The organism is Rhodococcus sp. NPDC003382, assembly GCF_053589135.1.
The window spans coordinates 20,177-40,778 of sequence record NZ_JBSFRH010000045.1; the positions used below are offsets into that span (position 1 = coordinate 20,177).

The window sequence follows — 20,602 nt, forward strand, 5'->3', positions numbered from 1 at the left end:
GGGAAGAGAACAATGCAGATCACAGCCGACTACGGAAAATGCCAAGGCAACGGACTCTGCGAAGGAGCAGCACCGTCACACTTCACAGTGACCGACGACGGACTGGTCGAAATCATCAAGTCCGATGTGGCGCCAGCTGAACTGGCAGCGGTCGAAACGGCCGTCTCATCGTGCCCGACCCTGGCGATCCGTCTCCAGCGGGACTGATCCCCTCGCTCACATCGCGCGCCGAAATCCTCGGGCAGCGTGTTTCCGAATTCCCTTTCCTCACCCTGCTCGAATTCGTCCCGACCGGGCCCTGCCCGAGTATCACCCTCTCCACTTTCCCACAAGAAAATGAAGGCAACCCATGCCAAAACAAGTCCCTGTGGTTGCGTACTTGAAGCTAGGCGATCGCCCTCACCTGAGCGCCCAGAGTTGCGTAGAGTGTGCAGCCCGATTCTTTGACTACCGCAATGCGTGCGCCAGTTGTGGTGCAACAGAATTCAAGTCCACAGACATCGCCACCGATGGCGTACTCACCACTTTCACCGTTGTCACCTTCGCCCGACCGGGAGTTCCCGTCCCGTTCGTGGCAGGCGTGGTCGACTGCGACGGCACCAGCGTGCGCGCCAATATCGTCAATGTCGATCCCGACCGTGTCCACCTCAGCATGAAGGTCCGCCTTGTAACCAGTGTGTTGGGTGTGGATGACGACGGCACCGAAGCTATCGGCTTCGGATTCGAACCAGTGGAGGCCGACTGATGGCGAGCGGAGATGTCTGGATTCTCGGAATCCACATGACGAAGTTCGGCAAGTACCCCGAACTCGATGTAATCGACCTGGCGAGCGAAGCGGCGATGGCCGCGTTGGCGGACGCCGGCGTAACGATGCAGGACATTGACATTTTCACTGCCGGCAATCTCACTGCCGGCGGCCAGATCGGCCAGCAAGTGCAGAAGCAGATCGGCCAGACCGGCATCCCTGTGATCAACGTCGCCAATGCCTGCGCGACCGGCGCGACGGCCCTGCGCACGGCGATCATGGCGATCAAGGCGGGCGAGGCCGACTACGGGCTGGCGGTCGGCGCCGAGAAGCTCGCCGGCGCCGGACTCTTGGGCGGCGGCGGAGGCAAGCCGAAGTCCGACCGAAAGGTCTTCACGCCCCGGGGTCGGCACGGGTCGGTGATGGCCACCGATGGCATCATCGGCACCACAAACATGCCCGGTACCTTCGCGCAGATCGGCATGGAATACCTCTACAAGCATCCATACGCCGGCAATCCGCTGGAACTGTTCGCACGGATCGCGGAGAAAAACCACGCGCACTCGGTACTGAATCCGCTCGCGGCCTATCAGAAGGAGATGAGCCTCGAACAGATCATGAATGACGTCATGATCTCGTATCCGAACACGCGATCGATGTGCTCAGCGAACTGCGACGGCGCCGCAGCAGCGGTGGTGGTCTCCGATGAGAAACTGCGCACCCTTGATCCGGACCAACGCCGCCGCGCCGTGAAGATCTCTGCTTCGGTCCTGACCAGTGACCCGTGGGAAGAGGGCTGCCAGGTGCTGCCCAATGTCAACACCCTGACCCGCAACGCCGCGATCCAGGCCTACGAGAGTGCAGGGGTTACGCCCAGCGATCTGGACCTGGTGGAACTGCATGACTGCTTCGCAACGGCCGAACTCGTTCACTACGACAACCTGATGCTGTGTGAGCCGGGTGAAGCGGTGTCGTTCTTCGAGTCCGGAGCCACCTGGCGAACCGGTTCGCTGCCTGTCAATGTCTCGGGCGGACTGCAGTCCAAAGGTCACCCAATCGCAGCTACCGGGATCGCCAACATCTGGGAGGTCTGCCACCATCTGCGTGGCGAAGCCGGCGATCGCCAGATCGAGAACGCCACGGTGGGCCTGGCGCATGTCATCGGCCTCGGATCAGCGTGCGGCATCCACATCCTCGAAAAAGCCGCCTAGGGACTGGCATGTCTACTCCCACGAACCGCCGGACTCAAGACTGGTGGAATGTCGCGGACATCAGTGAGGCCGTAGCAGAGGCGATCCCGAACCGAGTCGCAGTCTCGCAGGGCGAGCACACGGTGACCTGGGCGACGTTGAACAGTCGGGCCGATGGCGTGGCCGCGACACTGGTAGACGCCGGGCTCGAACGCCAGGACCGCGTCGCGCTGTACATGTACAACGCACCCGAGTATCTCGAGTCGTTCATCGCTGCGACCAAGGTCTCGCTGGTCCCGGTCAACACCAATTTCCGGTACCGCGATGCCGAACTGGTCTACTTGTGGACCAATGCCGATGCGGCGGCCGTTGTCTTCCACAGCGCGTTCACCGAGTCGGTCGATCGCATCCGACACCAGGTTCCCACCGTCAAGCAGTGGATCTGGGTCGATGACGGTCACGGCGAATGTCCGCCCTGGGCGATCTCGTACGACAACGCCGCTGCCGCTCCGGTCTCCCCCGCACCGTGGCCACGCTCGGCGGACGACCTGATCTTCATCTACACCGGTGGGACCACTGGAATGCCCAAAGGTGTCATGGTCAAACAGCGCCAGTTACTCGTCTTACCGATGCGTTTCGCTCCCACCGAGCGAAGTGAGTTGATCAGCGAACTCGCTACCCGTACACGTGGCGACACGATCCTCGTCGCGCCGCCGCTCATGCACGGCACCGGAACGTTGGCCGCGCTCCAAGGGCTACTGACCGGGGGTGCGGTGTCGCTACTGCCGGGCCGCCGCTTTGATCCGCTCGAGCTCTGGGATACCGCAGCACGCGACGAGGTCGCGCAGATCTGCATCGTCGGCGATGCCTTCGCCCGTCCGATGCTCGATGCGCTGACGACCCACCCCGGCCGGTGGCAGCTAGCCGGCCTGCACCGAGTGATCTCAGCGGGTGCTATGTTCAGCGAACCGGTCAAGCGCGGGCTCATGAAAGCCATTCCCGGGCTCACGATCCTGGACCAACTCGGCTCGACGGAGAACGGCGGTGCGGGAACCCTCGTCTCGGAAGCCGGATCGGACTTCGACACCGGTGTCTTCGAGCTGGCCCCCGGCGTCCGAGTGATCGACGCCGACAACCGGGACGTAGTTGCCGGCTCCGGTGTCGTCGGCCGCATCGCGATCCCCGGCGGTGCGCTCGGGTACCACAAGGACCCCGAGCGGACAGCGCAGACCTTCATCGTCCTGGACGGGCGCCGATACACCGTGGCCGGCGACTTCGCGACCGTCGAATCCGACGGCACGGTCCGCCTACTCGGCCGCGGCTCCCAATGCATCAACACCGGCGGCGAGAAGGTCTTCGCCGAGGAAGTCGAAGAAGCCCTCAAATCGCATGCGGCAGTGAAGGATGCCCTGGTCGTGGGGACACCCGACGAACGCTTCGGGAATGTCGTCACGGCGGTTGTCGAGACCGATGACTCGATCACCGACCAGGAGCTCATCCACCACGTCAAAAGCACCCTGGCCTCCTACAAGGCGCCCAGGAACGTCGTTCGCGTCGATTCCGTCGGACGCGCGCCGAACGGCAAGGCCGACTACCCGGCCATCCGAACACTGGCAATGGAACGACTGAGTCGTGCGGCCGGGCCTACTTCTGGATAAAGGAACAACATCAATGACCACAACGGCGCCGCTGAGCGGCACACTGGCCGGTACCGTCTCCGACCCGATCCCCGTTCGATGGACGAAGAAAGACGTCCTGCTCTACGCCTGCGGTATCGGCGCCCGCCCCGACCGCGAACTCGACTTCCTTTACGAAGGACGCGGCCCGAAGGTCTTCCCGACGTTCGCTTCCATTCGCGGCGGAGCCGGCGGCGCCGCAATCGCCAAAGCTGGTATAAAGCTGGACTTCTCGAAGATTCTGCACGGCGCCCAATCGATCGAGGTGCACCGGGAGCTACCTGCGGAAGCCACCGCGACGGCCATCGGCCGAATCACCGCGATCTGGGACAAGGGCAGTGCCGCCGTCATTGACACCGAAACCACGGTGTCCGATGAGGACGGTCCGCTGTTCACAGAGGGCATGTCGATCTTTGTCCGCGGAGCCGGCGGCTTCGGTGGCGAGCGCGGACCGTCGACCACCGGCCTCAACGCACCCCCCGACCGGGACCCCGACCACGTCGTCGAGTTCGAAACGCGGCCCGAGCAGGCGGCGATCTATCGGTTGAGCGGCGACCGCAACCCCATCCATATCGATCCGGAGTTCGCACGCAGCGCCGGGTTCGAGGCCCCCTTCCTGCACGGCCTATGCACATACGGGATCGTCGGTCGCGCCATTCTCCACTCCGTGTGCGGCAGCGATCCGGCGCGCTTCCGGTCGCTCCAGGGTCGCTTCGCCGACCGCGTCGAACTCGGCGACACCATCGTCACCAAGATCTGGCGCACCGGTCCGGGAACCGCCGTCGTGGTTGCAGAGACACAACGCACCAACATTGTTCTGTCTCAAGCGCTTACCACATGGACAGGAGAATGACAATGAGCACCACGCGCATGGTAGAAGCGCGTATGACCGACGAGTTGATCGACTCGATGCGAGCCAAGAGCGGGATGAAGCTTCGCATCGACGAGTCTCGCAACAATGACCAGGCCAACCGATGGACCATCCTCCGGTTCGCCGAAGGCATCGGCGACACCAACCCGCTATGGTGTGACCCTGAGTATGCCGCATCCACCAGGTACGGCGGACTGGTGGCGCCGCCGACCTGGTCGTACTGCTGCTTCTCCGGAGTTCAGTTCGGCTGGCCGGGCCTGGGCGCATTCCACTCCGGCAGCGACCTCACCTTCCATCAACCGGTCCTGCTCGGCGATCGCATCGAGCCGCGGTGCATCTACGAAGGTTTCGACGGCCCTATGCCGAGTAAGTTCGCCGGGCGATCCGTGGTGGACCGGTTCCGGCACGAATACCGCAACCAGCGCGGTGAACTGGTCTTCGAGACCCTCGCAACCTGCGTCCGCTACGAACGCGGCGAAGCGAAGTCACGGGCCGACAAGCGCCCGGTAGAACTTCCCCATCCGTGGACCGCGGACGAGATCGCCGAAATCGAGGCTGCAGTGCTGAATGAACGTCCGCGCGGCGCCGAGCCACAGTGGTGGGACGACGTTCAAGTCGGCGACGAACTCGACGAGGTCACCAAGGGGCCGCTCGGCCTCACCGACGAGATCGCCTTCGTCGCGTCGGGCGCGGCGCCGATCCCGCGTCTCGCAGCCAATCGCGCCTCGCTGGAGCAATACGCCCAACGCCCGGCATGGTCGTTCCGCGATCCGGACACCGGCGCCAAGGAACCGATCTACGCCGTGCATTACAACCACAATGCGGCACGGGCGATGGGGGTGGCCGCGTCCTACGACGTCGGCGTGCAACGCACCTGCTGGCAGGGCCACCTGCTGACGAACTGGATGGGCGACGACGGCTGGCTGTGCCGTGCACAGTCCCAGTACCGCGGCTTCGTATTCCTGTCCGACGTCATCCGTCTCGGCGGCCGGGTTACCGACAAGTCGATCGCCACCAATGGCGACCACCTCGTCAGCGTCGAAACCTGGGCGGTCAACCAGCGGGGGCAGAACGTCATGCCGGGCACGGCCACCATCGCCCTGCCGACACGAGGCGGCGACCGCCCCCTCGATCGTCGACTGCCGCCCACCTAGAGAACCTGTCACACTCACAGAAAGAAAGAACATGGGAATCCTGGAAGATCGCGTCATCATCGTCACCGGAGCCGGACGCGGAATCGGTCGTGAACACGCGCTGCTGTTCGCTGCCGAAGGCGCGAAGGTCATCGTCAACGACCTGGGAAGTTCCACCGACGGAGCAGGATCGGAATCGGCACCCGCCGCCAGCGTCGTGGCAGAAATCAAAGCCGCCGGTGGTGAGGCGATCGCCAATACCGACGACGTCGCGTCCCCCGCAGGCGCCGACAACCTCATCCAAACGGCGATCGACAACTTCGGCAAGCTCGACGGCCTGGTCAACAATGCCGGCATTCTGCGCGACGGCATGGTGTTCAATCTCGACGACGAGCAGTGGGAATCATCGATCCGCGTCGGCCTGGGCGGCACCTTCTACCCGGGCCGCGCTGCCGCCCGCTACTGGCGCGCACAGTCCAAGGCCGGAAACCCGGTGGTGGGCTCGATCGTCAACACCACCAGTGAGTCGGGATTGTTCGGCAATGCCGGTCAGAGCAATTATGCGGCTGCGAAAGCCGGCGTCGCATCACTGACCGAGGTGTGGTCACGCGAGCTCAAGCGGTACGGCATCCGAGTGAACGCTATCGCCCCCCGCGCAGCGACTCGGCTGACTGCCCAGGTCGGTGCCACCGAGATCACGGACCCGAATGCACCGATGCACCCAGGCAACTGCTCCCCCTGGCTGGCATACCTGCTGTCCGATACCTGCGAGATCAACGGCGAGGTGTTCGTGGTCTACGGCGGTGTCGTGCACCGGGTGTCACCGTGGTCGCTCGATGACGCGTGGCAGCTCAAGAAGGACGTCCGGTGGGAACCGGACCAGTTCGCGAAGGCCGTAGCCGACCTCGGACTGCCTTCGAAGGCCGACCGCAAGACCGGCCTCATCAGGTAACGCCACGCTGCCACCCGGCCGATGCGACGACAGGCCCGAGTCTGCACCAGCTGAGTCTCGACATGCCCGTCAGTTCACTCACACACTCATCCGAACCTCGTCCGGCTGGAGCGATGATGAGATCGAACCAAGCTGTGGTGCGGGTGGCAGCACCGCGATACTGTGCACCGCCGGGGCACTGGCGTGCTGATTCGATGCGATGGCCGTCCTCGCGCGCGATGACCTGCCACCCGGTGTCGAGCACCAGGGAGGGCGTCACAGAACAAGCATGCCGCACTTCGTCCTCAACTCGGATCGCCGCGCGATTGGCACGCCCTTTCCCGCCTTCGAGAACTCGCAGATCGCCGCCGGTGACATGCTGCTCTTGCCGGCACTGCACGTTGTTGAGATCGTCCGATCGGGGACGTTCCGGTGGTGTCGTCAACGTGCCAAGGGTTCCGGTTTCCGTCGAAGATCATTTCCTACTACATATGGCTCTACCACCATTCACACTGTCGTTCCGTGAGGTCGAACTACTCACGACCGAACGAGAAACCGAAGCATGGCACGAGGGCGGCATCCACGTTCTTCGGCACGCTCCTGAACCAGGAGAGTCCCCCACGGACGGTCCTGATCACCGAACCGGATATTCACCCGACCTCAGGCGTGCGCTCACGTCTCCGAACGAACCCCTAACGCCTGGACGACCGTCCTGCGCGATGCATTACGCGTCCCCACAACTGCTGCATCCCAAACAAGTTGACAGAAACGCTCGAAGGAGTACACCCGAGATGACTGTGCTCGAGAGAAGATCACCATCGGACCATAGTGCCTACGCTGCGAGCGCACCGTCATGACCTACGTTATCAGCGGTAAATGCTGCAACGACGCATCGTGCGTGAGCGTATGTCCTGTCGATTGCATCCATCCCACGCCTGCCGAGCGAGAGTTCGGTAGTTCCGACATGCTCTACATCGACCCTGAAACATGCATCGAGTGCGGCTCGTGCGTGGCGGTCTGCCCGGTCGATGCGATCTTCTCGGAAGACAGGCTTCCAGAGGAAAGCCGTACTTTCCTAGACATCAATGCGGCTTTCTACGCCAACCGAACCCCACAGGACTTCGCGGTCGAATCCACACTTCGACCGCGTTCGGTCAACCGAGATCGAGCGCAGGGACTCCGCGTCGCCATCGTCGGCTCCGGGCCGGCCGCTGGATACGCAGCGAATGCGCTTCTGCAGTTGCGAGGCGTCGAAGTAAACGTCTTCGAGCGACTTCTCACACCGAATGGCTTGTTGCGGTTCGGCGTTGCTCCAGATCATGCCGATACCAAGAAGGTTTCTCGTACCTTTCCCTTCGACACCGCCCGACCGGGTTGCCGGTTGCATCTCGGTGTCAACGTCGGCACGGACATCTCACACGCTGAGCTTCTCGAGTACCACCATGCCGTCATCTACGCCGTCGGCGCTGACGGCGACCGCGAGATGGGAATCGCTGGCGAGGACCTACCAGGAAGCCATTCGGCACGCGATTTCGTCGCCTGGTACAATGGCCACCCCGATCATGTGACCGACACGTTCGATTTGACAGGTGAACGCGCTGTCGTAGTCGGCAACGGAAACGTCGCGTTGGACGTTGCCCGAATTCTCCTTACCGACCCCGATCGGCTCGCGAACACCGACATTGCCGACCATGCACTGGCGGCGTTACGTAAGAGCGCTGTTCGGGAGGTTGTCCTTCTGGGACGGCGCGGCCCTGCGCAGGCCGCATTCACCCTGCCCGAGTTCCTTGCCCTCTGTGAACGCCCTGACATCGATGTTGTGGCTATCCCCGATGAGGTCGAGGAGTCGGCTTCCTCAGCGACCGCCGGCGAAACGATCGACCCGATCGTCAAGTTCAAGACAGACCTGATTCTAGCAGCCGCGGACCACCACGAGTCTGCCGCCGATCGACGGCTCATTCTTCGCTTCCTTCAATCTCCAGCCGAAGTAATCGGTGAAAGGACAGTCGAAGGACTACGAATTGTCCGCAACGAGCTCGTTTCGGACGGGGGTAATCAGCCGAGCGCCCGACCGACGAGCGTCACTGAGACCATCGATACGAGCCTTGTTTTTCGTTCCATCGGATACTTCGGTCGGGCCGTACCGGATCTGCCGTTCGATCCCGTGAGAGGTACGGTTTCACATCGCGACGGGCGAGTTCACACTTCCGATGACACTCCGCTGCGCGGAACATACGTCACCGGATGGGTAAAGCGTGGTCCGCGGGGCGTAGTCGGCACGAACCGTGTCTGCGCAGAGGAAACCGTCGCCTCGTTGGTCGACGACTATGTAGCGGGCGCGCTCGAATCACCAACCCACGATACGGCTCAACTGGAGCAGTTGATCCTTGAGCGCAAACCCGATCGCATCGATCATGCCGGTTGGGCCCGTATCGACGCTGCCGAACGACTGATGGGTGAAGAATCGGGGCGTCCACGCGTGAAGTTCACCTCCAATGCGACGATCTTGGCCCACGCACAGGACTGTCATTAGCCTCTCTGCCAAGTAGAAACGTCCATAAGAGCGTGTCCCATATGGACGGTGCGCGCTGCAGCACGAGATACCTACAGCCGACCATCGCGCAGGTGCTGGCCCGCAACCGTGTTCGCACTACCGTGGCCCAGCACCTGCTTCACGCAGACGCTCCTCAGAGTGTTCCGTTGTCGGCACAGTCCGGGAACGCAACAGCGTTGTCGGCATCACTCGTATCGGTCACCAACGTTCAGGTAATGCAGCAATACATCGACCGAAGTGAATAATGATGTAATAGAACAGAATTGGGTACAATATTCACCATCGACAGTGGATGTGGTCGCCAAGACGAGATGGCCCTACCTGTTGACAGCTTGCCCCTCGGGCACCACCGCAGGTTTCATCTCCCGCCAGCAGCGTGAGTGCAGTGTGGGCGAGGCGGCGTGCCCCATGGGGGCGCGGGCAGACCCCGAGTGACCCCCTGCTCTCGGGCCGCCGGAGCGCTGCTTTGATGATGAAGGGATCATCAAAGCAGCGCTTTCCGTCCTTCGGACCGAAAGGTCGTCCTGCATGGGATCTTGGATCACCTCTCAGGCGCTACCAGTCGAAACCGCTAGATCTTGACCACCCGACGACCAGTGCATACCTTTTTGCGAGTTCGCATAACGTTATGTGTGTCAATTCAATTCGCTGACATCCGGCACAGTCACAGATTCGAGTCGCCTGTGGTGTGTTCTCGTCTCCCCACCCCATGAAAGGGCTCGATCCTGTGATGCTCTCGGCCAAATCTCGGCGCACCCATCCCCGAGACTGGGGCGTACGCACAAAGGCAGCCGTGATCGTCACCGTGCCGCTGATCGTGCTGGGCGGCTTCATCGGTGTACAGATCGCCAACGAGGTACAGAGGGCATCTCGCACCGCAGCACTCGCCGAACAAATCGCACTTCTTCCTGCGATCATGCGGTACGCCACCAGCGTCGGAGCGGCCGTCGCGCCCGCCGAGTTCGGCCTGATACTGGACAGGACCAATGCGGTCTTCGTCGACGACACGGAACCGCTTGAAGAGCTTGCGCTGCGGGATGACCTCGACCCTGCGTTCGCCGAAGCGGTCACCCGCCTGCTGGCCGACGGCCGCGAGTTGAACCGTTCCGCCTCGATGCCGGGCACCGCCGTGCCGGCGCGAATCGAACAGATGCGAGTCTTCGGCATGCAGGTCCAACACACCGTGCGCACTCTGATCAATCAAACCGAGAATGTGAATGCACTGAACGAATCCGGACGGCTGCTGGATCTGTGGCAGGTGCGTCTCATGCCGCTCGACCAGGCCGTCGCGTTTACACAGACCGTCGCGGACTCCGACCAAGGCCGCAACTTGCTCGACATCGCGTTCGCCTCGGAGCGTGCCGCTCTGGGGGCGCTTCGAGGGACCGAGAACGAGCAGCAGACTCTTGCGGACTTGCGAGCTGAAGCAGAGCACCGGCACTCGCTGCTACTGAGCCCGACCACCTCAGCAACCCGGACACCCGATCTGACCGCATCACTGCTGAAAAGCGTGGAAGCAGGCGATCGACTGCTCGATGCCTCGATCGAGCAAATCGTCACAACGTTGATCGCGGACCGCGACGCCGCACGACTGGCGGCGATTCGAAATGCCATCCTCGTCGCCGTTGCCGTCGCCTGCGCGGTCACAGTCACCCTAGCAGTCACCAAACTACTGGTGTCGTCACTTCGCCGACTGCGCGACGGCACCGCTCACGCGGCCTACCACGACCTACCCGCTGCGGTCACCATGATCCGCAGTGGTACCGACCCCTCGACGGTGACGATCGACCGGATCGGCGTCGAAACCGATGAGGAAATAGGGCAGGTCGCCCGCGCTGTCGACGGCATGAATACCCAGGCACTGCGGTTGGCAACCGAACAGGCCGCTCTACGTCGGCAAATCACCACCATGCTCGAGACCCTCGCGCGACGTAACCGCTCGCTGGTTGATCGACAGTTGTCACTAATCGAAGCGCTCGAATTCAAGGAACGAGACCCCGATCGGCTGCAGAACCTGTTCGAACTCGATCACCTGGCCGCGCGCATGCGACGTACCGGCGAATCGCTGCTGGTGCTGGCCGATACTCGCAGCCGTCGCACATCCCGGGTCGCGACACCTCTCGAAGACGTGATGCGGGCGTCCGTGTCACAGGTCGAGAACTACGAGCGGGTGCGGTTGGGGGTGGTGCCACCGGTAACCCTGACCGGGACTGTCGTCGATGACCTGATCCACCTGCTCACCGAGCTACTGGACAACTCACTGCGAGCGTCAGATCCGAGAACATCGGTGATATTCCTGGTCTTCCCTGCGGTGGAGGAAGGACTGCTGCTCGAGATCGTTGATCGAGGAGTCGGGATGCCGCCCGAAGAGTTGGAACGGGCTAACTACCGGCTCGTAGAGGGCGCAGAGACCGATGCACAGGCGACCCGGCACATGGGCTTGTACGTGGTAGGGCGCGTCGCACAGCGACACGGGCTGCGAGTGCGCCTGCGCGCAACAATAGACGCCGGCGCGACGTGTGGCGTGACCGCAAGTGTGTACTTGCCGGCGGCGCTGATTCAAGGGAGGAGCCCCGAGATCGCTTGGATCAGCGTCGATCAGCCCCGTCGTCTACCCACACAGTCGACACCAGTCCCCGCCACTGGCGTTGAGGGCCATGGTCCCACACGGCCAGTGTCATAACCGTCCTCCTGCCGCCATCCGACAACTGGAGAATTTGCCCCTTACACAACGCTGGCCAGATCGTCGAAAGCCTCGCTGAGGTTGCCCCTCGAAAGTGGACATCGACTTCATGCAGCAAACAGCAGCGTAGATCTTGAAGGAAGATGTCGCTGGAACCCCACGGAGGACGGGTATCCGAGGGCAGAATGGCGGCGACGCTGGTTGTAGTAGAGTCGGCCGACCAGCTCCGTCCGCGCTTGTCTCTTCGACGTCCAACTCCGTCCATGCAACCGCTCCCTTGATGCCTGATGAGGCTCAGCGAAGGCTTAGGTCGCACATGCCCCCGCGGCCTCGCCGAAGCGCATCCTCCGACAGCCGCGAATGGCGCTGGAGGGTTACTCTTCCGTAGGTAGGGACTCATCAACGCGTGTGCGTACGGGCTCAGCAACGACGACCACACCTCGCCCGATTAATCTCCTGCGGCGGCAGCTGTTCTCGTCGATTGAATCCCCGCTCTGCGGGGTGATCAGATCCCGATCTCGCAACCTCGACAAGGCACCGCCAAACGTGAGGATTGTGTGCGCTCTGCTCGACGGGGGTCGACACGATTCGATGGACCGGGATCGACATCATCGATTTCATCAACCAGATTGCGGTGCACTGTGGTTGGACTTGGCTTGCGGTGCCAGCGATGATTTCGCCGCGGGCTGCTGAAATGGTGGATCAGTCAGCTCGATTGGCCGGGTCTGTCGCCGACGCAAGACGCCACCGCCTGCCCTGGCTTCAACAGCGAATCATCCGCCGACATCGCGGATCGCTTGGCCAACGCTCGTCGGGCAGAGCTCGCCGCACTCTCGACATCGATGAGGTCCACTCCCCTACATCGGCTGCGCTCCGAAAAGCAATGCGGGACAAATTTATAGAGTCTCAGATGTGGCGGATACGCTCGAATCAGGTGGAAGCCAGCCAGACACGCCGCCAGCAATGGTAAAGGCCCGGGTCGAGGCGTCGAGAGTTCGTATCCACCTACCCGCTCTCCCCTACCGGCCACCAACCGCATTGTGCAACCGGGCCGCAATCGCTGAAGTCACCCGGTCCCCTGACAGTCCACGCCTGTACCGACGATCCCGGTGCACGCGTTCGACGAGTGCAACAATCGTTCCCCCAAGCTCGCTGTCGTCAGCCCCGATTCCTGAATACGCAGAGCGCCGGTGGTCAGGGGCCATTAACGGATCCGTAGACAGCGACCCCCCTTTGGAGGAAACGCCCGCAGTAGGTGAATGTAACGACCCACGTGTTCCTTCCGGTCATCGAGGTGCCCTATGTCCGCCAGACGTTCGAGATCCCGCCGCACGGTCGCACTGATCGCCACCGCGACCGTCGCCGGCAGCGGCGTCACGCTCACCGCGCCCACGATCGCCAACGCAACCCCGACCGGTTGTGCAGCAACGTTCAACCTGTTCATCCCGGGTACGTGGGAGACCGACGAGAACGCCGACCCCGCTCAGCCGGTGGGAATGCTCAAACCCGTCGCAGACGCGCTCAAGAGCGAGCACGGCAGCCGGGCAGAGGTGTACACGCTGCCGTACATGGCGCGAGCATTCGACAACGGGCACACCTACGCCGACAGCAAAGCCGACGCCGTCTCCAAAGCCAAGCAGGTGCTGACGAACATCGCGAACTCCTGCCCGAACACGAAGTTCACGATCGTCGGCTATTCGCAGGGCGCCGACGCCGCGGGCGACATCGCGTCCGACATCGGCAATGGCAACGGCCCCGTCGACCCCGACCGGGTGCTCGCTGTCGGCCTCCTCGCCGATCCCGCTGCCGGAACGAACGGGTCGGCGACCGTCGGACCCCGTACCTCGGGACAGGGCATCGCCGGCCCCCGCTCGCAAGGGATGGGCGCGCTCTCCGGCCGTGTCGCCTCGATCTGCGACCCGGGCGACCTGTACTGCTCGATCGAGAAGGGAGCGAGCCCGCTCCTCGGCTCCCTCGGCTCGATCCTGAGCAAGACCCCCAGCACCAGCGACACCACCACAGCCGACGGCCACAGCCAGCTCGCCACCGCACTGACCTCGGACTTCTCCGCCGCCGACCTGCCCACCCTCGGATCGAACACGACAACGCTCAGCCAACTGCTCGCCGCACCGACCGTCGACATCCGACAGGTCGCCGCAACCGCGACATCGATCGCGAATACCGTTGCGGCACTGACGGACCTGATCGACTCCGGCGCCGCCAACCCGGCCGCGAACAGTCATCTCGCAGCCGCACCACTCGATTCCGCCGAACGCAACGCCTCCGACGTCCTCACCCGGGCAACGCAATCCGACCTCGAAGCAGCGCTCCACACCGCCACCGACCTCGCCGAAACCGCCACCGCACTGACCGGTGGTGACCCGCTGCACCTATCATCGACCGCTTCGGAGATGCAGACCCTCGCGGCGACCGCACACACCCTCAACACGCAGATCACCCCGCTCGCCTCAACCCCCATCGACGCACTCACCTCGGCCACCAGCGTGCTGTCGGTCCTCAAGCCGACGGTGGTGGTCAACCAGGTCCTGAATGTCGTCACCGGTGTGACCGCACTCGACGTGCCCGGCATCCTCACCAATCTGACCCTGCTGCCGCAGAAGGTCGCTGCGCTCGACGCCCACGGCGCGCACCAGGTCGCCGGCGAGCTGAACAATCAGTTCGCCCCGCTGGTGAAGATGGCCGCCGCCGTCGACCTGAACTGGGTCTCGCAGGTGCTGGCGCTCATCCCCGATCCGTCCGGCGCGACCCGGATCGCGGCCCTCGTCGCCTCGATCCTGGCGAACGTCGACGTCATCCGCCTGGCCAACCTCGTCGGTCAGATCCAGGAGATCGCCTGGTCAGCCGTCGAGAAACTGCTGCCCTCACCCGGGCAACACCCGGATCCGCTCGGCGCCGGCGCAGCCATGACCGGACTCGTCCCGGTCGGCCTGGACCTCGCATCCGTGGCGACGACCATGCTCACCGGTAAGGCCACCAAGACCCCACCTGAACTGCTGGGCAAGCAAGCAAACACGGTGTCTACAAGCATCACTGCCCAGGTCCAGAACGTGGATCTGCCGCAACTGTCGAACTCGCTGATCGAACTCTCCCGGTCACAGGGTGCCGAGGATCTCGCCGCCCTGGTCGGCGAAGGACTGACCGCCGCGAGCTTTTTCACCTCCGGCGCCCACACGAACTACAACACCCTCGTCGTCGACAACGCCGGCCGCAACGCCATCGGGTGGCTCGCGGACTGGCTCAACCTCCAGATCGGACATGCCCTATGAGCCCCCGGGCCCACAACCCCGCCGCGCGCTGGACCTGGTGCGCCGCATGCAATCACCGCGGCTACCACACCCGCAGTGACGCGAAGACCGTCCGCAGACGCCACCCCGGAGAGAAGGGCATGGCCGTGTACCCCTGCCCTCATACCCCGGGCCTGTTCCACCTCGGCCACCGCCCCGAAGCACTCAGTAGAGGAACGATCGACCGGGATCGCCTGCGGGTGCAGACCATACAGGGACGCCGGCATTAGACGACCAGGACACATCCACTCGCAATGACCACAGGCGACGCCGCTTCCCCTACGGCGCGTCCAGCGTGCACCATCACTGAGCCACGGCACGTCAGCAGGAAGCGCGTGAGGAATACACCGCCGTTGATGCGTCACCCCAGGAGAGTGTGGGCATCGCCGCGGAACCCCACCGATCCGATCTTCCCGTGCAACGCTGCACCATCGGCCACCGTGAACGACCTTGCAGCCACTCCCTCGCGATTTGCCGGAAGTACCACTCGACCAAAGTAACTCGTGCTGGCCCGGCCTCGACTCGACCGGTCGAGGCCGTGCCCGGCTACGCGCGAGCGCTTCGATGAATCAAGGACGCAGAGCGATGACCTCGTCGTCGAGAAATCCCCTCAGCCCGCCGCTGAAGACATCGTTGTCGTCACCGGCGACCATATGGCCGGCCCCGGACACATCGACCAATTTCGCGGTGGGGATCAGCTCCAGCAACTCCTGGGCACCTGCCTCGCTGACCACATTCGATTGCTTGCCACGAACGAGCATCGTGGGAACGGTGACCGCGGCGGCGGCATCCCGAGCGCGTTCGTAGCGCACGATCGAGTCCGCTTGCCTGGTAGGTTCGTCGCCCTGGCGAAGGAACCCCGGGTCCCAATGCCAGAACCAGCGACCATCACGCAGACGCAGGTTCTTGCGCAGCCCGTCCGGGTTGGGCTTGCGGACCCGGTTCGGGGTATACGCCGCGATCGCCGCCGCAGCGTCGTCGAGGCTCGCGAAGCCGTCGAGGCCACTGCGCATGAAGGCCATGATTTCCGCCGTACCGCTGGTTTCGACCCTCGGTGCGATATCGACCAAGACGAGACCGCGAGCGAGATCCGGGTTCTCCCCTTGCCCGATCAACGATGTCATCCCGCCCATCGAGGCCCCGACGAGTACCGGCTTCTCCCCCAACTCGGCGACGATCGAGGTCAGGTCGGCGACCAACGCATCGATACCGTAATCCCCGTCCGGCGCCCACTGGCTCTCTCCATGCCCGCGTGCGTCCACCGCGACGGCGGACCACCCGCCCATCGCGAGGTTGCGCCCGGTGTTCCGCCAGGAATGTCGGGTTTGCCCACCGCCGTGCAGGAGCAGGACCACGCCTTTCCTGTCGACACCGGATCCGCCGACCCCCTGCGACGGTGGATCCCACCGGTCGGCGGCCAGTGCGACCCCGGCGCCACGGAATTCGGTCTGTGTGACCCTGGGATTCATCAAATTCCTCACCAAACATTATCGAGTCGAGCATTCTCCACCATGGTGCACCATAGGGTGAACAATGGTTCACCCCGCACTCGGTACACAGGTCGCTTCCGGTCGTTTGCCCAACGAAGGCCCGGACTGCAGAAGTCGCCGTGCTCGGAGCGCCTGTCGCTCCGGCCTGCCTGGTGGATGGGCAGCGGCGGCGGCATCGTCGAAGGCCGCACGCCGTCGGACTTGTTCCGGCGGCGCATTGCTATGTTCCATGCCTGCACACACCCGGCCTGTTCCACCTCGGCCACCGTCCCCATGTGCTGAGCAACGGAGATATCGACAGGACTCGTCTGCGGTCACAGGCCATACAGGACGCCGCCGGTAGATGACCAGGACACATCCGCTCGCAGTGAACACACGCGACGCCGCAGCGGAGCGGTACAGAGGCAACTCCCACGAGGACACCTCCCTTGAGGTTTCCCGGATTCCTTTGGCAGCCTGTGGTTTCAGCTTCTTCTCATCGGTGTCGGTGGCGGAAGCAATCACAGACCGACAGCGGACACGCCGCCGGTGACGGTTCCCGTGTACAACGCCTGCGCCCTGCTCGAGGTCATGTCGGACCCTGGCGTCCCCGGCCTGCCCGCCACGCATCCTCACGAGATCATCGACACCATAGTCACCACAATTGTCGAGCGCGCCGACGCACGCCTTACCAGCAGCAGCTGGTGCGCCTGGCAAACACCTGATCACTGCCCCTCGGCGTTGAAGACCTGCTCCCACGGCGCGGGGTCGAGCGTAGCGGGAGTGCGGTAGACCAACCGCTGGTTGGCCAGCTCGGCTTCGCCCAGAGACGTTGGAGGGACCAGGAAAGAAACCGTCCTGCTATCCTGAAGTTGATTCAACTTGAATCAACGAGGTGGGTAAATGAGCACCATGGACATCTCCCGTGATCGGGCAGCTGCTGAGCTGGACGAGGTCGCCGCCCGATTGCGCCTGGACAACCGTGCGCTGCTGCGGGTCGTAGCGCGCGCTCACAAGGCCGGGATGCGGCAACGTGCGATCGAGAAGCATCTCGACGTCTCCCAGGCCACCGTGTACCGGTTGCTGCGTCAGACCGCCGAGAACCCCAAGATGCTCGAGCCCACCCCGGCCGAGATAATCGATCAGCGCACCGCCGGGCAGATCAGCACCGAGCAGATGATGGAGCAGCTGCTGAACTGGAACTTCACCTTCGGCACCGTCCCGAAAGTCGGTGGTGTCGCCGCCGACGCGTACGAACCCGGCAGCTGGGACGAGGTCGAGCGCGCCTTCTACCGCGGCCAGCTCACCGAAGACGAACTCGCCCGGCTGATGGACAAGAACAAGGACAAGCTCGAACAGGCGGCGCGTTCTGCGTGAGTGATTTCTCCTCGTCGCGCGAGGCGGTCGCCGCGCAACTCGCCGACCTGTCCGCACCCGACGCACTACTGAACACCGACTCACCACGCAACACCACCCGGCTGTATGCCGTCTCGGTCCGCCGACGGGTGTTCCGCAAGACCGTCATCGACCGGTATCTCGACTCGACACCCATGCCACCGCGGGAGGGTCGCTCGGCGCTGATCACCGCCGGACCGCCCGGGGCGGGCAAGTCCACCCTGCTCAGCCGGCAGATCGCGGATCTGCAGGACTATCGACGTCTCGACGCCGACGAGGTCAAAGACCATCTGATCCGCCAGGCCGTCACCGACGGAATCTACGGAGACCTGCTCGAGCGGCCCCTCGCGGACGGCCACCCGATCGCGCCGCGCGAGCTCGCCGCGTTGGTCCATCACGAGTCGACCGCGCTGATCGATCAGATTCGCCGAATCTGCACCGACCGGCAAGAGAACGTACTCATCGAAGGCACCCTGCGCTGGCCCGACCACGGCCAGCATCTACTGGCCGAACTCGCCGCAGCCGACTACACGAGCGTGCGGGTCATCGGAGTCGAAGTGCCGCGCGCGCTCGCCCACGAACAAGCCCTACAGCGATGGTGGACAGTCCGCCAGCAGTGGACACGCGGACAGGACGAGCTGGGCGGCCGCTACACCCCACCTGCAGCCATCGATTCCTGCTACCCCACCGCAGGCCAGCGGTCGATCTGCGCCGACAACGCCGCAGCACTCACCCACCACCCCGCCTCGAACAACCTCGAAGTCACCGTCACCATCTACCACCGCGACAACAACAACAATCCCATCCCACTCGACATCGGCTGATCACCAACCCACTGTTTCCCCGTATAGGGCGTGTGGGCACGAACTGCGATGTCACCCTGTTTGTTCAGCCTTGCGACATGAGCCGATGGAAGACGCACCCCGAGACGTGGTTGGCAGGTCTGGCCCGAATCGCCCCGGCTCTGATAGAGGATCTCATTGCACGGGCGGATGAGATCCATGGGAGCGCCGAGGAAGTATCCAGAGAAGCTGAAAGAACGCGCAACGCGCATGGCGATCGGAGCGCGACGTGATCCGGCGACACGGGCCGGCGCGATCGCTCGGATCGCGGACCAACTCGGAGTGCATCGCGAGGCACTGCGGACCTGGTTCGCCAGGGAAGAGATCGACAACGGTGATCGTCCGGGCACAACAACGGACGAGGCGAAAAGGATCGCCGAACTCGAACGCGAAAACCGAGAACTGCGTCGCGCCAACGAGATCCTTAAGACGGCATCGGCGTTTTCGCGGCAGCGGAGCTCGACCGCAAACTGTGTCACCGACAGTGGTCTGCGCGAGTGCATCCGGCTCTCAGCCGCCGCGGACACCACCGTCCTGGACGCCGCGGCGGATCGACTCGTCGAGGCATGCACCCGGCGGCCGGCGGCGACCGTGTGAGCCTCGCCGATCAGGCGCGGGTGCCCTCCGCCGGACCGAACACCACCAGCGTCGCAAAGTCCGCGGTGACGTCGACGAACCGGTGCGGTAGACCCGCCGGGACGAACAGCACCGCTCCGGTGGGCGCCGGGATCGAGCCCGTGGGTGTCCACAGGGTCGCGCTGCCCGCGGTGACGACGTAGATCTCGTCTTCCCGGTGGGGTTGTTGCCCGTCGGCGGCGCCGGCCGGGATCGAGTACGTGCCCACACTCAGATCGGCGCGCCGCAGGTGTTCGACGTAGTGGGCGCTGGGGCCGGCGTCGAACCGGCCGGCGTGCTCGAGTCGCCGGGCCGGTTCGACGCGCACCGCGCGCCCCGACACGGTGATGCCGTCCTCGGGTGTGCCGATCTCCACCCCGATCTCGCTGGGGCGCCCCATGTCGGTGCCCTGGTGCACGACGAGCCGGTCCCCCGGGTGCGCCATCCCGAGATGACGGAGGTACCCGCCGAGGGCGGCCGCGGCCGATCCGGTGGCGGGATCCTCGACGACGCCGCCGACCGGGAATGGGTTGCGGCTGTGGATCTCCCGCGGTAAGGCGTACCAGAACAACTGGGCGGTCATCGCTCCCAGTCCGGTCAGCACGGCGCGGAGCGCGTCGAAGTCGTAGTCGAGGCGGGCCAGTCGGTCGCGGGTTGCGACGGCAAGCACCAGGTGACGCGACCCCGCGTCGGACACGACCGCGGGGAACCGTGGATCGAGGTCCTCCGGGGCCCACCGCAACGCGGTCAGCGCGTCCGCGACGACGTCGTCGGTCAGGGCGGTGATCGTCGGGGGCACCGAGGTGAACGAGGCGTGCAGGCCGTCGGTGCGATGGTCGATCCGCACCGGTACCCGGCCTGCCGCGGTGAGCATGACCATCTCGTCGTCGCCGTGGTGTTCGGCCAGGGCGATCGCGGTGGCGATCGTGGCGTGCCCGCAGAACGGCACTTCGACTTCGGGGGAGAAGTATCGGATGCGGTAGGTGTGCGGTGCGTCGCCGTCGGTGACGAAGGCGGTTTCCGATGCGCCGACCTCGCGTGCCACCGTGAGCATTTCGCAGTCGGACAGTTCCCGGGCGTCGAGCACCACCCCGGCCGGATTGCCGCCTCCGGCGCTCACGGCGAACGCCTCGTACAGCTCCACTCGCGCCATCCGTGTCCTCTCTCCATTCTCGTAGTCTCGTCGGTCCGGT

General features: G+C 64.1%; 15 protein-coding genes and 2 pseudogenes. 13 read left to right on the forward strand and 4 right to left on the reverse strand.

Going from position 1 to position 20,602, the window contains the following annotated elements; all coding sequences use genetic code 11:
* The first annotated feature begins 12 nt into the window (after positions 1–12).
* The 7 genes from ACWDUD_RS24450 (at position 13) to ACWDUD_RS24480 (ending at position 6,567) form a co-directional block, all read left to right on the forward strand.
* Positions 13–207, forward strand: coding sequence for a ferredoxin (locus ACWDUD_RS24450; RefSeq protein ID WP_450110959.1), 195 nt, complete (start codon positions 13–15; stop codon positions 205–207).
* Between the two features lie 142 nt (positions 208–349).
* Positions 350–745 (forward strand): Zn-ribbon domain-containing OB-fold protein, encoded by a 396-nt coding sequence (locus ACWDUD_RS24455; RefSeq protein ID WP_450110960.1) that lies wholly within the window; start codon positions 350–352, stop codon positions 743–745.
* The gene (locus ACWDUD_RS24460) at positions 742–1,956 is read left to right on the forward strand and encodes a thiolase family protein (RefSeq protein ID WP_450110983.1); all 1,215 of its coding nucleotides are present in this window, start codon (positions 742–744) and stop codon (positions 1,954–1,956) included. The genes ACWDUD_RS24455 and ACWDUD_RS24460 overlap by 4 nt, the downstream gene beginning before the upstream one ends.
* On the forward strand, positions 1,923–3,593 hold the full coding sequence (locus ACWDUD_RS24465; protein ID WP_450110961.1) for an AMP-binding protein: 1,671 nt from the start codon (positions 1,923–1,925) through the stop codon (positions 3,591–3,593). Before ACWDUD_RS24460 ends, ACWDUD_RS24465 begins: the two co-directional genes overlap by 34 nt.
* Positions 3,568–4,464 (forward strand): MaoC/PaaZ C-terminal domain-containing protein, encoded by an 897-nt coding sequence (locus tag ACWDUD_RS24470; protein ID WP_450110962.1) that lies wholly within the window; start codon positions 3,568–3,570, stop codon positions 4,462–4,464. Before ACWDUD_RS24465 ends, ACWDUD_RS24470 begins: the two co-directional genes overlap by 26 nt.
* Positions 4,465–4,466: 2 nt before the next feature.
* The gene (locus ACWDUD_RS24475) at positions 4,467–5,636 is read left to right on the forward strand and encodes an FAS1-like dehydratase domain-containing protein (protein ID WP_450110963.1); all 1,170 of its coding nucleotides are present in this window, start codon (positions 4,467–4,469) and stop codon (positions 5,634–5,636) included.
* Positions 5,637–5,667: 31 nt separating this feature from the next.
* On the forward strand, positions 5,668–6,567 hold the full coding sequence (locus ACWDUD_RS24480; RefSeq protein WP_450110964.1) for an SDR family NAD(P)-dependent oxidoreductase: 900 nt from the start codon (positions 5,668–5,670) through the stop codon (positions 6,565–6,567).
* Here the strand turns inward: ACWDUD_RS24480 and ACWDUD_RS24485 are convergent.
* Entirely contained in the window at positions 6,560–6,991 is a 432-nt protein-coding gene (locus ACWDUD_RS24485; protein ID WP_450110965.1) for a hypothetical protein, read from the reverse strand. The genes ACWDUD_RS24480 and ACWDUD_RS24485 overlap by 8 nt on opposite strands.
* A gap of 408 nt (positions 6,992–7,399) precedes the next feature.
* Between ACWDUD_RS24485 and ACWDUD_RS24490 the strand changes: the two genes are divergently transcribed.
* Both ACWDUD_RS24490 and ACWDUD_RS24495 read left to right on the forward strand, forming a co-directional pair.
* Positions 7,400–9,079 carry a 4Fe-4S binding protein gene (locus tag ACWDUD_RS24490; protein WP_450110966.1) on the forward strand — a complete coding sequence of 560 codons (1,680 nt, stop codon included), beginning with the start codon at positions 7,400–7,402 and terminating at the stop codon, positions 9,077–9,079.
* 814 nt (positions 9,080–9,893) lie between these two features.
* A complete protein-coding gene (locus tag ACWDUD_RS24495; protein ID WP_450110967.1) occupies positions 9,894–11,783 on the forward strand; it encodes a sensor histidine kinase in 1,890 nt (629 codons plus the stop codon).
* Positions 11,784–11,890: 107 nt separating this feature from the next.
* Here ACWDUD_RS24495 and ACWDUD_RS24500 read toward each other — a convergent pair.
* Positions 11,891–12,061 (reverse strand): annotated as a pseudogene (locus ACWDUD_RS24500) (IS3-like element ISRhosp1 family transposase); the annotation flags it as partial.
* Positions 12,062–13,084: 1,023 nt separating this feature from the next.
* Between ACWDUD_RS24500 and ACWDUD_RS24505 the strand changes: the two are divergent.
* Positions 13,085–15,070: a cutinase family protein gene (locus ACWDUD_RS24505; protein WP_450110968.1), complete on the forward strand. Its 1,986-nt coding sequence runs from the start codon at positions 13,085–13,087 to the stop codon at positions 15,068–15,070.
* A 587-nt stretch (positions 15,071–15,657) separates the two neighbouring features.
* Here the strand turns inward: ACWDUD_RS24505 and ACWDUD_RS24510 are convergent.
* Positions 15,658–16,557, reverse strand: coding sequence for an alpha/beta fold hydrolase (locus ACWDUD_RS24510; RefSeq protein WP_197251194.1), 900 nt, complete (start codon positions 16,555–16,557; stop codon positions 15,658–15,660).
* 903 nt (positions 16,558–17,460) lie between these two features.
* Between ACWDUD_RS24510 and ACWDUD_RS24515 the strand changes: the two genes are divergently transcribed.
* From ACWDUD_RS24515 to ACWDUD_RS24525, 3 genes and pseudogenes are all read left to right on the forward strand, one after another.
* Entirely contained in the window at positions 17,461–17,934 is a 474-nt protein-coding gene (locus tag ACWDUD_RS24515; protein WP_450110969.1) for a helix-turn-helix domain-containing protein, read from the forward strand.
* Positions 17,931–18,776, forward strand: coding sequence for a zeta toxin family protein (locus tag ACWDUD_RS24520; RefSeq protein WP_450110970.1), 846 nt, complete (start codon positions 17,931–17,933; stop codon positions 18,774–18,776). Before ACWDUD_RS24515 ends, ACWDUD_RS24520 begins: the two co-directional genes overlap by 4 nt.
* 228 nt (positions 18,777–19,004) lie before the next feature.
* Positions 19,005–19,151 (forward strand): annotated as a pseudogene (locus ACWDUD_RS24525) (hypothetical protein); the annotation flags it as partial.
* A gap of 250 nt (positions 19,152–19,401) precedes the next feature.
* On the opposite strand, the gene ACWDUD_RS24530 reads toward ACWDUD_RS24525, so the two are convergent.
* Complete coding sequence (locus ACWDUD_RS24530; RefSeq protein ID WP_197250227.1) at positions 19,402–20,562, reverse strand: PhzF family phenazine biosynthesis isomerase; 1,161 nt, start codon at positions 20,560–20,562, stop codon at positions 19,402–19,404.
* Positions 20,563–20,602: the final 40 nt, after the last annotated feature.